This window comes from Thermopirellula anaerolimosa (genome assembly GCF_054657335.1).
On sequence record NZ_BAAHYX010000006.1, the window covers coordinates 2,229,363 to 2,242,104 of the forward strand.

Below are 12,742 nucleotides of genomic sequence, written 5' to 3' on the forward strand. Positions count from 1 at the left end.
TTGTTGCATCGCGCGCTCACACCCTGCGCCGTGATCGCGCCGTCGTTTGCGCAGCCAGCTTCTGCAAAGGATGGAAGGATGCTAGTTCTGGCTCGAAAGAAGAACGAGAGTATCGTGATCAACGACCAGATCACTATTGTGGTCGTTGACATCCGAGGTGACAAGGTCCGCCTCGGAATTACGGCACCCAAGGAAGTGCCGGTCCACCGGAGAGAGGTTTTCGACGCCATCCGCGCGAAGAGTCGTGAAGGCGAAGAGAATCATCAGCCGGCAGCGGGAGACGCACAAGCGTAGTAAACTTCCCGCCGCGTCCGGCTTGCGACCATTTCCCCTTTCCCGCAAGGTGAAATCGGCCCGCCCCGCTGTTTCCCTCCGTAACCGCTCTTCCCGGTCCTCATTCCTATTTTGTGTTCTTGCGGTCTCCCAGCGAGGACGCCCGTCGCCTGGAATCTTCCACGCGAGGTGAGATTCCCTGTCTCGCCTGCTCGTCGGTAAGCCGCGAGTTCGTTCGTGATGAGAACCCGTCTCGCGAAGCGATCACCGGTTGCCGCGGCCTTGATCGGATTCCACAATAGTCTAATAGTCGTCAACAGGTCCGCCCAACCGTCGCGACCGCCCATGCGCATCGGCTACGGGCGGCGTCGTAAGGACACTTGCGCCGTGTGTAGCGGTTCGCAGTCGGTGATTTCCGCGATGGCGCGGGACCGTCCGTGTGCGATTCCCACGACTGCGGCACCCGATTGGGCGGCGCCTGTCGCTTTCCCTTCCGTCTTACCGGATCACAAAAGTGCCGGCCATGGAACATCTCGCGTTTGGCGGCACCCTTCAGTCGCCCGAGGTCGCTGCGGAATGGCTTCGTGATTGCCGGGTACGAGACCCGCGACTCGGGGTCGCCAATCTGTCGCAAATCCTCTCACGGGGTATTACTCCGGACCTGGCCGAATCGCTCTGTCGGCAATTGAAGGCGAGCTTGCCCATCCTTGCCGACCCCGACATGGCTCTGAACAACCTGGAGCGATTTGTCGCGGCGGTCCGCAGTCCCTTATCGCTGGCCGCCTTCTTCGATCGCGAACCGGCGGCGCTGGGTCCGTTGCTCCAGATCTTCGCGTCGAGCCAATACCTGAGCGATATCCTGGTCCGCGATCCGGAGAGCTATGACTACCTGCATGTATCCCAGGGCGAGCCTTTGCCGAGGCAGGAACTGGTCGATGAGTTGACGTACGAAGTGAGCGCCTTGGCGCACGATCACGAGATCCTCAACGCCTTGCGACGCTTCAAGCAGCGGCAAATGCTGCGAATCGCCTACGGCGATTTCGTTTGCAACCAGAGCGTGCTCACGGTGGCCCAGCAAATCTCGTACGTGGCCGACGCCGTGCTGGAGGCGGCCTTGCGGACTGCCTGGGCGAAGTGCGTGGAACGATTCGGTCGGCCGCAAACCCCGGGCGGAGGCACGGCGGGCCTCTTCATCCTGGGCATGGGCAAACTCGGCGGCATTGAGCTGAATTACTCCAGCGACATCGACTTGATCTTCATTTACGAGGACGAGGGCACGACGACCGGGCCGCGCTGCGCGGACAACGCCGAGTTCTTCCAGCACGTCGTGCGGGAAATCATCCGCCTCTTGACCCATCGGACCGAACTGGGGGCCGTGTACCGAGTCGATCGCCGACTCAGCCCGGAAGGCGACAAGGGGCCCGCCGCCGTCAGCGTTCCCGCCGCCCTGCATTACTACGACGTCCGCGGTCGCACTTGGGAGCGGCAGGCCTACATCAAGGCCCGACCCGTGGCCGGAGACTTGGAACTGGGCTTCGAGTTCCTGAAACGACTGGAGACCTGGGTCTACGGGCGCTATCTCGGACACGCCGATATCTCCGGCATCAGATCGCTGCGCCGACGCATCGAGAGCCGCGCGCGCCGCGACGGCATCGACGCCGAAGACGTCAAGAACGGTTGGGGAGGCATCCGCGACATCGAATTCGCCATCCAATTCCTGCAATTACTGCACGGATGCGATATGCCGGCCGTGCGGACCGGCAATACCTTGGAGGCCGTAGCCCGCTTAGAGGAGGCCGGCCTGCTCAGCCACGAAGAGAGCTTCCATCTGCAACAGAGCTACCATTTCCTCCGCAAGCTGGAGCATCGCCTGCAAATCATGTTCGACTTGCAGACGCATTCCCTGCCCACCGATCGCGAGGAATTGCGGAAGTTGGCCATGCGGATGGGCTATCCCGACCTCAAGACGAAACCGGCCGATCGCGCGTTTGAAGCCGATTACCGGCGATTCACCCAGCGCAACCGCCGCATCCTCAACCACCTGCTTCAAGAGGCCTTTGAAGACGACGAGGAAACCACCGCCGAGATCGATCTGGTCTTGGACCCCGACCCGCCCGAGCAGCTTATCCGCGAAGTCTTGTCCCGTTATCGCTTTCGGGAACCGCTTCAAGCCTATCGCAATTTGATGTCGCTGGCCGAGGAGCGGATTCCCTTTCTCTCGACGCGGCGGTGCCGTCACTTTTTGGCTTCCATCGCGCCGGCCCTGCTGTCGGCCGTCAGCGCCTCGCCCGATCCCGACGCCACGCTGGTAACGCTGGACAAGGTGGCCGACTCGTTGGGCGGCAAGGGCGTGCTGTGGGAACTGTTTCGATTCAACCCGCCCACCTTGAAGCTCTTCGTCCGACTGTGCGCTTACAGCCCCTTCCTATCCGGCTTGCTCGTCAGTCACCCCGGCATGATCGACAGCCTGATGGACAGTCTGGTGCTGGACCGCCTTCCCTCGCCCGAGTTTCTGGAGCGGATGCTTCAAGATCTTTGCGAGTCGGCCGAGGACATCGAACCGATCCTCCACGCCTTTCAGAGCGATCAGCTTCTGCAAATCGGTGCGCGCGACCTCCTCGGCAGGGACAATTACGAAGCCATCACGCGGGTCATCACGCAGGTCGCCGAGACGTGCCTGACGGAGATTGCCGCCAAGGAATACGAGAGCCTGGTGCTGAAGTACGGCCAACCGACGCTCGCCGACGCCGATTCCGCGGACCGGGGCGCCGAGATGATCATCCTCGGCATGGGCAAATTCGGCGGTCGCGAAATGAGCTACCAGTCCGATCTGGACGTCGTTTTCCTCTACGAAGGCGACGGCGAGACCGTTCCGCTGTTGAGCGGTCGCTACGGACGCGGTCGCGAAGGCACCACGAATCAGCATTTCTTCAGCCAATGGGCGCAGCGGATCGTCCGCGCGGTGTCGCACCTGGGTCCGTACGGTCGCCTGTACCAGATCGACGCGCGCCTGCGACCGACCGGCAAAAGCGGCACCCTGGTCTTTCCCCTGGACGAATTCGCTCGCTACTTCCGCGAAGGAGAGGCCGACCTTTGGGAACGCCAGGCCCTCTGCAAGGCCCGCGTCGTCTTTGCCTCGCCGCGAATTCGGGAGCGAGTGCTGGACGTGATTCACGAAGCCGCATTCGGGCAACCCTGGAAGGACGAATTCCGCGACAAGATCGCCGACATGCGCCGTCGTATGGAGGAGACGGCCTCCAAGGAATTCGACATCAAGCGCGGACCGGGCGGCGTCGTGGATATCGAGTTCCTCGTGCAAATGCTGCAACTGCGCTACGGCCGCGAATGCCCCCAAGTGCGGACCCCTTCCACCTGGGATGCCTTGCGGAATCTGCACGAGGCGGGCCTATTGGACGAGGGCGACTATCGCTACCTGCTGGAAAGCTTCACCTTTCTCCGCACATTGGAAGGCCGCCTGCGCCTGGTCAGCATCACGGCGAGAAACAACTTGCCGAGCGATCCGACGGAACTGACCAAGCTCAGCCATTTGATGGGTACGGACGGGCCGCCCGCCCTCCTAAGAACAGTCGAAGATTACCTGCGCGAAAACCGCCGAATCTTCGAAGACCTGGTCGCCCGGGCCTAGAAGACGACCGGCCCCCAAGCCTCGGGGACCAACGGGGTTGCGACCCTCTTTGGCAGCTTCTCGTCTTTGGCGAGTTCTCGCAGGTCGCGCGGAGGCCCGGGTCGCAATCCGCAAATCCTGCCTGACCGTTACTGCCGCCACGTTCCGCGGACACCCAATCGAGCGTCATTTAGTTCAACCTTAATTGTCGTGTCGGTCGCTCCGATAACACAGGTAAGCCGCGGTGTGCGGCCCCTTTTCGTGTTTTTTTCGCGGTCGTGAAGGAAGGATTCGATCCATGCGTAACGGAGCGCGCACGTTCCGGCTTTGCTTGCAAGGATGGGTGGGGGCGGTCGGCATTCTGGTGTTGACCGCCGGTCTCGCCGGCGGCCTTCCCGCCCGGGCACAAAACCCCGCGGCTTCCTCCCACAAGCCCGTCTTCTACGACAATGACTTCCGTTATTTGCTCCGTCCCGAGACGGATTCCGTTTATCTGGGCGACCAGCTTAAGCGGTTGTGCCTTGGTCCGTGTATCACCTACGACGTCGGCGGCCAATTCCGATTGCGTTATCACGGCGAGCGCAACATGCGCGGGCTGGGATTGACCGGTCGCGATGACGACTTTCTGCTGTACCGCACGCGGCTCTATACAAACGTGGAAATCGCCGAACGTTTCCGCTTTTATTTCGAGGGCATCGACGCCGTCAGCAACTACGAGGACTTTCCCCCGCGACCGATCGAAGAAAACCGGGCTGACGTGCTCAACTTGTTCGGCGACGTTCAAATCTGGGAAGGCGCGGCGGGAACCCTTTCGGCGCGGCTGGGTCGGCAAGAGTTGATCTACGGCGCCCAGCGGACGGTCTCGCCGCTCGATTGGGCCAATACCCGACGGACCTTCGAGGGTTACAAGCTCTTTTGGCAGAGTGAGCAGTGGAACGTGGACGCGTTCTGGGTCCGCCCCGTCGCCGTCAATGCCAAGAAGTTCGATTCGCCCGACTACGATCAAGAGTTCTGGGGACTGTATGCCACGCGAAAATGGAGCAAGCAGAACACCTGGGACATCTATTACCTTCGCCTGGAAAACGAACGCGACGATTTCGAGTTCGACACCCTCGGTACCCGACTGGCCGGCGAACGGGGCCTGTGGTCCTACGAGGCCGAATTGGACCTGCAATTGGGTAAGTTTCAGGGGCGCGATCACCAGGCCGGAAGCTGGACGCTGGGGCTGGGAAGAAAGTTTCCCGAACTGCCTTGGTCTCCAGCCTTATGGGCCTACTACGATTGGGCCTCCGGTTCCCGGACGCAAGGCAATGGATACCATCATCTTTTCCCGCTGGCGCACAAGTATCTGGGATACATGGACCTGTTCGGCCGACGCAACATCGAGTCGCCCAACGTGCAACTCACGCTGTCTCCCTGCGATCGGCTCAAGCTGGCCGCATGGTACTACGTGTTTTTCCTGGAAAGCACCAAGGACGTTCCCTACACGGTCGTGATGTCGCCGTTCAACGGCGGCAATCCGCCCGCCGACTCCTACCTGGGTCAAGAGATCGACCTGACCGCGACTTGGCAACTTTCTCCCCGGGCGGATATCTTGTTCGGATACTCGCACTTCTTCGCGGGAGACTACTACAAGGACACGCCCGGCTTGGTCTATCGCGGCGACGCCGACTTCTTCTACACCCAATTCACGCTGAATTTCTGACCTTACGTCGCGCCGCGACAATAGACGAGCGAAGAACCGCCGGAAGGGGAAAGAGCGGGAAAACTCCCGAAGAGCGAAAAGCAGGGAGAAAACCCGACCGATCGAGCGGGGAGACTGTTCTCAGCGGAGGGCACGGGACTCGAACCCGCAACCCCAAAAGGGGCACCACATCTCCAGTGTGGCTGCTCACCAATTCGCATACCCTCCGAGTCCGCGGCGGTGATCTCGCACCGCCTCTTGGGGATTATAGCGTACCCGGGCGATGACGTCAGCGCGGAGTGCCCGGCCCAAGCATAGTCGCCTCGCCGGCGGAAGGCGCGTCCGGTCGAACCTCGGTGGGTCGGGCGATCGGCGGACCAAGCCCGAGTGGATTCGCCTTTGTGGAGAAGCGGCAATTTGGTACAAGTTATGACTGCCGGTTTCCGTGCATCCGGATCAGATCGCCGTTGAGCGCCGACGCGGAGGCCGAGCGGTTCGATCTCCCCGGGGATGGAACGTCCCGAACAGTCGCTAAGTCTTGCCCGACAGGATCGCACCAGGGATGGGTAATTTCGGTCGCGTCTTTGCTTTGGTTTTTCGTCACCCTTGGGTGTTGTGCGGCGTCACCGTCACGGCGGTGCTGGTCGGCGTACTTTGGGGCGGCAACATCTCGGCTGTCTATCCCATCGTCGAGGTCTCCTTCCGCGGCGAGTCGCTCCACTATTGGGTGGATATGAAGATCGACGAGACTCGGCAGGACATTGTCCGACTGGAAAAAGAGTTGGGGCAACTGCGTGGGGAGGCCGGTGCAAAGCCGATCGACGCGACCGCGAAACTCCGCGCGCAATCGCTGGAGCAGGAACTGAAGAACGCGAACCTGCTGCTCGCGCGCTACCAGGGTCTGCGCCCCTGGATTCACCGCTGGACGCCCGACGACCCGTTCCAGACCTTGCTCCTGGTCATCCTCGCCCTACTGGTCGGCACCGTCATTAAGAGTGCGGCCTTGGTTCTGAATATCGTGCTGGTGGGCTACCTGGCCCAGAGCGTGGTTTACGACCTGCGAACGCGATTCTTCCGCAGCGCCCTGGAACTGGATGTCAACACGTTCAGCAACGACGGGGTGGCCGACCTCATGAGTCGATTCACGCACGACATCCAATGCGTGTACGGGGGCGTGGTCATTCTGTCGGGCAAACTGGTTCGCGAACCGCTGAAGATGGCGGCCTGCCTGATCGGCGCGGCCGTCATCAGTTGGCCCCTCTTGCTGGTCTCGCTGCTGGTCGTGCCGCCCGCGGCTTGGGCCGTGCGACGATTGAGCCGCAGTATCAAACGCGCCAATCGTCGGGCCATGGAGGAAATGTCCATCCTCTACGGCACGCTGGAGGAGGCCTTTCGATCCATCCGGGCGGTGAAGGCCTTCACCATGGAGCCGCACGAGCGGCGACGATTCCGCGAGGTCAGTCGCCGCTATCTCCGCCGTGGTCTGAAAATCGCATGGTACGACGCCCTCACCAATCCGTTGACGGAGGTCCTGGGGATCGGAATCATCTCCCTGGCGATGATGGCCGGCGCTTATCTGGTCCTCCGCGAACAGACCACGCTGTTCGGGATTCCCATGGCCACGCAGCCGATCTCCATGCCCAGCCTGGTGCTGTTCTACGCCTTTTTGGCGGGGGCCGCCGATCCCATCCGCAAATTGTCGGACGTGTTTTCCGGCCTGCAAAGCGCGGCGGCGGCGGCGGACCGAATCTACGCCGTGATCGACCGCAAACCCAAGGTCCGGGACGCCGCCCATGCCGTCGCCGTGCCGCGACATCACCGCCACATCGTCTTCGACCGCGTGGGTTTCGCCTACACCGCCGATCGCCCGGTCCTCCGCGACATCGATCTGGAGATACCCTTCGGGCAAACCCTGGTGATTCTGGGTCCCAGCGGTTGCGGCAAAAGCACGTTGGCCTCCTTGATTCCGCGTTTCGCGGACCCCACTGAAGGCGAGATTCGGCTGGACGGCGTGCCCTTGCCGAACATTCGGTTGCGTTCGTTGCGGCGCCAAATCGGTGTGGTAACGCAGGAACCGCTACTGTTCAACGACACGGTGCTGAACAATATCCGCTACGGTTCTCCCGGGGCGAGCGAAGAGCAGGCCGTCGCTGCCGCCCAGGCTGCCAACGCCCACCGCTTCATCACGGAGGAACTGCCTCAGGGATATCACACGGTGGTCGGTCCGATGGGCAGCCTGCTTTCCGGAGGTCAGCGCCAGCGGATCGCCCTGGCCCGGGCGATTCTGCGCGATCCCGCCATCCTGATCCTGGACGAGGCCACCAGCCAAATCGACGTGGAAAGCGAGCAATTGATTCAGCGGGCACTGGAGAAATTCGTCCAAGGTCGGACCACGATCATCATCACCCACCGCTTGGCGGCAGTTCAGGCCGCGGACCGAATCATGATGCTCCACGACGGTCGAATCGTCGCGCAGGGCACGCACGACGAACTGCTGCTGCGGTGCGACGCGTACCGCCGACTGTTCAGCCTGCAATTCGACGAGCTTCGAGCATCCGCTTGAGCCGGTTGCCTGGATCGGCCCATATTGCGGCAATTCCACGACCGAATATCGCCCCGAAAAGCCCTTGTCGCCGGGCGCGGGCAATCTTGCCGAACCGTGCCGGACAACGGACCGTAGGAGCAAGCGACTCAGGGAGTTCACGCACATGGTGTTTACCGAAGAATCGCTGCTGGTCTTGCGGGACGTGCGGAAATCGTTTCAAACGCCCGACGGCGAAGTCTTGCCCATCCTGGATATCCCGGAATTCACCGTTCAGGCGGGGGAGCAGGTAGTTATTGTAGGGGAGAGCGGTTGCGGAAAGACGACGCTCTTGCACGTGATCGCCGGCATTAGCCGCCCGGACGAGGGGCAAGTCCGCATTGACGGGTGGGACATCACCCTGCTATCGGAGGCGGAAAGCGACCGTTTTCGGGCCGAGAACATTGGCTACGTCTTTCAAACCTTCAACTTGCTGCCCGCCTTTACCGCGCTGGAAAACGTGCTGCTGGGGATGACGTTCGGGCGAGGCAAGCCGGACGTCGGTCGGGCCAAGCACCTGCTGGAGAGAGTGGGACTGGGCCATCGTATGCACCACCGACCCCGGCAGATGTCAGTCGGAGAGCAGCAGCGGGTATCCGTCGCGCGGGCACTGGCCAATCGCCCCAAACTGATCCTGGCCGACGAACCCACCGCCAATATCGACACGGGAAACCAGCAAGTGATTCTGGATTTGCTGCGGGAGGGTTGCCGCGAGGAAAACGTGGCCCTGATTCTGGTGACGCACAGTCCCGAAGTGGCGGCCCAATTCCCTCGGTTGGTTCACCTGGCCGAGATCAACCTGGTTCTGAGCGGCAAGAACTGACCGCCGTCGCTCCCGCGTCCTACCTATTCCCCTCAAATTCGAAGATGCTGCCATGAATCTGTGGAAAATCGCTTGGCGAAGCATTCAACATCGGGCCGTCTCGTCGGCGTTGACGGCGTTTTCCATGGCGCTGGGCGTGGCCCTGGTCGTGGCCGTATTGGTGATCTATCAGATTCTAGACCATTCGTTCAAGCGAAGTTCGCAGGGCTACGACCTGATCGTCGGCCCTGCCCGGGGCGGTCCCTTGGAGCTGGTGCTGAGTACCGTCTATTATCTGCAAACCCCTCGCGGCACCATTCCCTACGAAGTCTACGAAGACTTGCACAGCGGGCGCTTCGCGGGAGAGGTGGAGGCGGCCATCCCCGTCTGCATGGGCGGGTTCTACGCCGGGTTCCCCGCCGTGGGAACCGTCCCCGAGATGTTCGAGACCTTCCGTTATTTCGGCGACCGATCGTACGAATTCGAGACGGGGAACAATTTCGCGGCCGATCAACCGTGGCAAGCGGTGATCGGGGCCACCGTCGCCCGGCGAACCGGCCTGGGAGTGGGCGACAAATTCAAGATCGCGCACACGACCTCCGGTCAGGGTACGCATGAACACGCCGAGGAATACGAAATCACCGGCGTGCTCAAGCCCACCGGGACGCCCGTCGATCGCGTCCTGTTCATCAACATCCGCGGTTTCTGGGAACAGCACCACCACGATCAGGCGATGGAGGCGGAGGCGTCGCCGGAGACGGATCATGCCGCCGCCGAGGCCGACGCCGACGAGCACCGCGACGCCGGTGACCAGCGGGCACTGACCGCCGTACTGGTCAAACGCGACTGGACCAACTCCGCGCGAGCCTTGGAATTGCCCCGCTTGATCGTTCGCGACTCGCCCGGCCTGCAAGCGGTGGTCCCGAGCGAAGAGGTCGCCAAGTTGTTCGAGGGATTGCTAGGCAACATCCAAACCGTGCTGCTCATTTTCGCCGTCATGATCGTCGTCACGGCGGGCATCGGACTGATGGTCAGCATCTACAATTCCATGGCCGAGCGCCAGTTGGAAATCGCCGTCATGCGGGCATTGGGGGCCAAGCGCAGTACCGTGATGCTCGTCGTCCTGCTGGAGTCGATCCTCCTCTCGTTGGGCGGCGGAGCGGTGGGAGTCCTTCTCGGCCACGGGCTGATCGGGGCCTTCTCCGGCACCATCTTCGAGCAGACCGGCATTCGCATCAGCGCGCTGAGTGCGCAGCCGATCGAATTGGTATTGATCCCCGGCCTGATCGCGCTGGCCTCCCTTGTGGGCTACATGCCGGCTTTGATCGCCTATCGCACGGACGTGGCCAAGGCCCTGTCCCGCGGAGGCTGACGCGCTGCCCCGAAATGCGGCCTTTCGGTCGCAGGGTCGGCGGCTATTCCTGCGGCGGCACGTGGCGGTCGTCGCGCCGTTATTCCGGATTGGCGCCCATCGAGAAGAAGGGGCCGCTTGCACAGGGTTGGCCTCCCGATTGCGAGAGCAAGTCCGTGGCGAGACCCTGCAACTGGGTAGCCGTAGCGATCACCAGGGCCTGCAAATTCATCGCGTCGCCCTCCAGTTCGCGGATGAATTCCTCGGCCTCGCCCGCAATGCGTCGGGCGGTACGGATGAGCACTTCTCGTTTGCCTTGGTCGGCCGATACGGATTCCGCGGCCTGTCCCTCCGGGATCCTGCCCAACGCGGCAAGCCGGCAGTGGAACCAGCGGAGCAGCGTCCCGCGACTGATGGCGCCCACAGGCTCTCCGTTCCGCACAACAACGATGCGCCGCAAGGCGACGCGGCACAAGAACTCGTAAATGACGCGGAGGGGCGTGTTCTCCTCGTAAGCTATGACTTGCCGCTGCATCAACTGCGACACCGGCCGCTGCCACTCGTCCAAAGTGGCAATCGCGACCATCAAATCCTTTTCCGATAATACGCCGACCAATTTGCCGTCGTCATCAACCACCGGGGCGGAGGTAGTTCGAGAACGCAGAAAGAAGTCGGCGGCGTTGCGAGTGGGGGTATCCGCCCGCAGCGGGCTGACAATCGGCGTCATGACGTCCTGCGCCGTGACGCCCTCGAAGACATCCGTTTGCCCCGCTCCTTCGCGCGCATCGATGCCGCCGTCCACAACGGCCAGGTAGGGGACGACACGATTCCGCCCGTATCGTTTTGCACACAGCAGGGCTTGATCCGCCCGATCCACTAGTTGCTCGGCGGTCAAAACGTCTTCGCGCAGACCCGCCACGCCGACGCTGCACGTGACGGAAAGCTCCTCACCCGATTCGGTACGGATGCCTTGCGCGGCAATCGCCCGGCGAAGCCGTTCCGCCCAAATTTCGGCGCCGGCCTCGTCCGTATTGGGCAGAAGAATGCAAAACTCCTCGCCGCCGTGCCGCGAGACGATATCCGAATCGCGCGATAGCTTGCGCAGTGTTTCGCCCACGGTCCGTAGTACAAGGTCGCCCGTCAGGTGTCCGTGAACGTCGTTGATCCGCTTGAAGTAATCTAAGTCCACTACGGCGCAGGATAGGGGCGCATCGTGACGTTTCGCCAGGGAGTAGTGATGATAAAGGTGCTCGAAGAAACTCCGCTGGGTCAACAATCCGGTGAGGGCGTCGGTCCGCGCCAGCCGGGCGGTTTGGCGGTTGGCCGCAACGATCCGCCGGGCGGTGTTCAGTCGGGCCAACAGTTCCGCCTTTTGTACCGGTTTGGTGAGATAGTCGTCCGCCCCGCTTTGCAGACCGTGAACGACGTTTTCCGGCGTATTCCGCGCGGTGAGAAGGAGGACGTGAACGTAGTACGACAGATCTGCCGCCCGAATCCGCCGGCACAAGGCGGGGCCGTCCACGTGCGGCATTTCCCAGTCGGTCAAGACGATATCAGGGCGTTCCCGAAGAACGGTCTGGAATGCCTCGGCGCCGTCGGCGGCATCCAGAACTTCGTAGTGCTCGCTTCGCAAGAGATGACATACCAAACGGCGAACCGCGGCGTCATCGTCGGCGACGAGAACCTTGATCGCGGCGTCCGGCGGCGGCGGTTCCACGGGGCACGCAGCGTCCCTCGACGGAGTCTCGAAGGCCGTTACGAGGGCCTCCCCCTCCGCCGCCGGCAAGACATGCGAATTAGCGGCTTCTTTTTCCGTCATACCAACCTTTCGTCAATAGCAGGGATCCATTCACAGGTGCACTAGGCTTGGTCAGAAAAAGGTAGGTTACGGTCGGCGCGCTGCAAGAGACGAAATCGCAAAATATTCTTAGACACGGCGAGCAAGGCTCCTCTTTTAGTACGATCACACTCGTCCCCAGCGCAAATTCCCCCAAGACCGGCTGGATCGGAATAATCGCGGGCATCGCTACAAACCCCCTTGAACCGGTTTGATGTTCTGCGGTCGCAGGCGGGACTCTTCAGGCAGAAGGCCGGCAAGTCGCGGGACGCTCCTCGACGCGGAAGGCGGCGAGCGGCGTCCGACCGCTACCAAAATCGGGTGCCATTTTGGCAGTTCATCTCTCTTGTAAAGATTGCCCGGTCTGCGACGAATCTCTACTTTTCGACATAAAGTGCTCCAAATAAAAGACTTGCGGCTATATTTCCACGCTCTTGATACACGCGGCGCGCGGTTTGCATAAAAAGACTCTCGCCTACGTGAAGAGGGGTCATGCGAGACCCCGCGTCGTTTTCAATCCGGTACCGGAGCGGTACGGTTCGGCGTCATTCCGGCGGCAAAGGGTTTCTCGAGCTAACAAACAACATTC

Annotated in this window: 7 protein-coding genes and 1 tRNA gene; 6 read left to right on the forward strand and 2 right to left on the reverse strand. The window is 61.8% G+C overall.

Going from position 1 to position 12,742, the window contains the following annotated elements; genetic code table 11:
- Positions 1–78 precede the first annotated feature (78 nt).
- The 3 genes from csrA (at position 79) to ACYQ6J_RS14085 (ending at position 5,603) form a co-directional block, all read left to right on the forward strand.
- Positions 79–294, forward strand: a complete 216-nt coding sequence (gene csrA / locus ACYQ6J_RS14075) for a carbon storage regulator CsrA (protein ID WP_460184823.1) — start codon at positions 79–81, stop codon at positions 292–294.
- 502 nt (positions 295–796) lie between these two features.
- Positions 797–3,919: a bifunctional [glutamate--ammonia ligase]-adenylyl-L-tyrosine phosphorylase/[glutamate--ammonia-ligase] adenylyltransferase gene (gene glnE / locus ACYQ6J_RS14080; RefSeq protein WP_460184824.1), complete on the forward strand. Its 3,123-nt coding sequence runs from the start codon at positions 797–799 to the stop codon at positions 3,917–3,919.
- Between the two features lie 277 nt (positions 3,920–4,196).
- Positions 4,197–5,603, forward strand: a complete 1,407-nt coding sequence (locus ACYQ6J_RS14085; protein WP_460184825.1) for an alginate export family protein — start codon at positions 4,197–4,199, stop codon at positions 5,601–5,603.
- A 124-nt stretch (positions 5,604–5,727) separates the two neighbouring features.
- On the opposite strand, the gene ACYQ6J_RS14090 is transcribed toward ACYQ6J_RS14085, so the two are convergent.
- Positions 5,728–5,810: transfer RNA gene (locus tag ACYQ6J_RS14090), tRNA-Ser, on the reverse strand.
- Positions 5,811–6,144: 334 nt separating this feature from the next.
- On the opposite strand from ACYQ6J_RS14090, the gene ACYQ6J_RS14095 reads away from it, so the two are divergent.
- The 3 genes from ACYQ6J_RS14095 to ACYQ6J_RS14105 all read left to right on the forward strand — a co-directional run bounded on the left by ACYQ6J_RS14095 (position 6,145) and on the right by ACYQ6J_RS14105 (position 10,337).
- Positions 6,145–8,145, forward strand: coding sequence for an ABC transporter ATP-binding protein (locus tag ACYQ6J_RS14095; protein ID WP_460184826.1), 2,001 nt, complete (start codon positions 6,145–6,147; stop codon positions 8,143–8,145).
- A 145-nt stretch (positions 8,146–8,290) separates the two neighbouring features.
- Complete coding sequence (locus ACYQ6J_RS14100; RefSeq protein WP_460184827.1) at positions 8,291–8,986, forward strand: ABC transporter ATP-binding protein; 696 nt, start codon at positions 8,291–8,293, stop codon at positions 8,984–8,986.
- A 52-nt stretch (positions 8,987–9,038) separates the two neighbouring features.
- Positions 9,039–10,337 carry an ABC transporter permease gene (locus tag ACYQ6J_RS14105; RefSeq protein WP_460184828.1) on the forward strand — a complete coding sequence of 433 codons (1,299 nt, stop codon included), beginning with the start codon at positions 9,039–9,041 and terminating at the stop codon, positions 10,335–10,337.
- A gap of 79 nt (positions 10,338–10,416) precedes the next feature.
- On the opposite strand, the gene ACYQ6J_RS14110 is transcribed toward ACYQ6J_RS14105, so the two are convergent.
- Positions 10,417–12,135, reverse strand: a complete 1,719-nt coding sequence (locus ACYQ6J_RS14110) for a diguanylate cyclase (protein WP_460184829.1) — start codon at positions 12,133–12,135, stop codon at positions 10,417–10,419.
- Positions 12,136–12,742 lie beyond the last annotated feature (607 nt).

Bases quoted from the DNA above. Each gene is read 5' to 3' on its own strand.
- csrA (WP_460184823.1), top strand. From the start codon at position 79: ATGCTAGTTCTGGCTCGAAAGAAGAACGAGAGTATCGTGATCAACGAC.
- glnE (WP_460184824.1), top strand. From the start codon at position 797: ATGGAACATCTCGCGTTTGGCGGCACCCTTCAGTCGCCCGAGGTCGCT.
- ACYQ6J_RS14085 (WP_460184825.1), top strand. From the start codon at position 4,197: ATGCGTAACGGAGCGCGCACGTTCCGGCTTTGCTTGCAAGGATGGGTG.
- ACYQ6J_RS14095 (WP_460184826.1), top strand. From the start codon at position 6,145: ATGGGTAATTTCGGTCGCGTCTTTGCTTTGGTTTTTCGTCACCCTTGG.
- ACYQ6J_RS14100 (WP_460184827.1), top strand. From the start codon at position 8,291: ATGGTGTTTACCGAAGAATCGCTGCTGGTCTTGCGGGACGTGCGGAAA.
- ACYQ6J_RS14105 (WP_460184828.1), top strand. From the start codon at position 9,039: ATGAATCTGTGGAAAATCGCTTGGCGAAGCATTCAACATCGGGCCGTC.
- ACYQ6J_RS14110 (WP_460184829.1), bottom strand. From the start codon at position 12,135: ATGACGGAAAAAGAAGCCGCTAATTCGCATGTCTTGCCGGCGGCGGAG.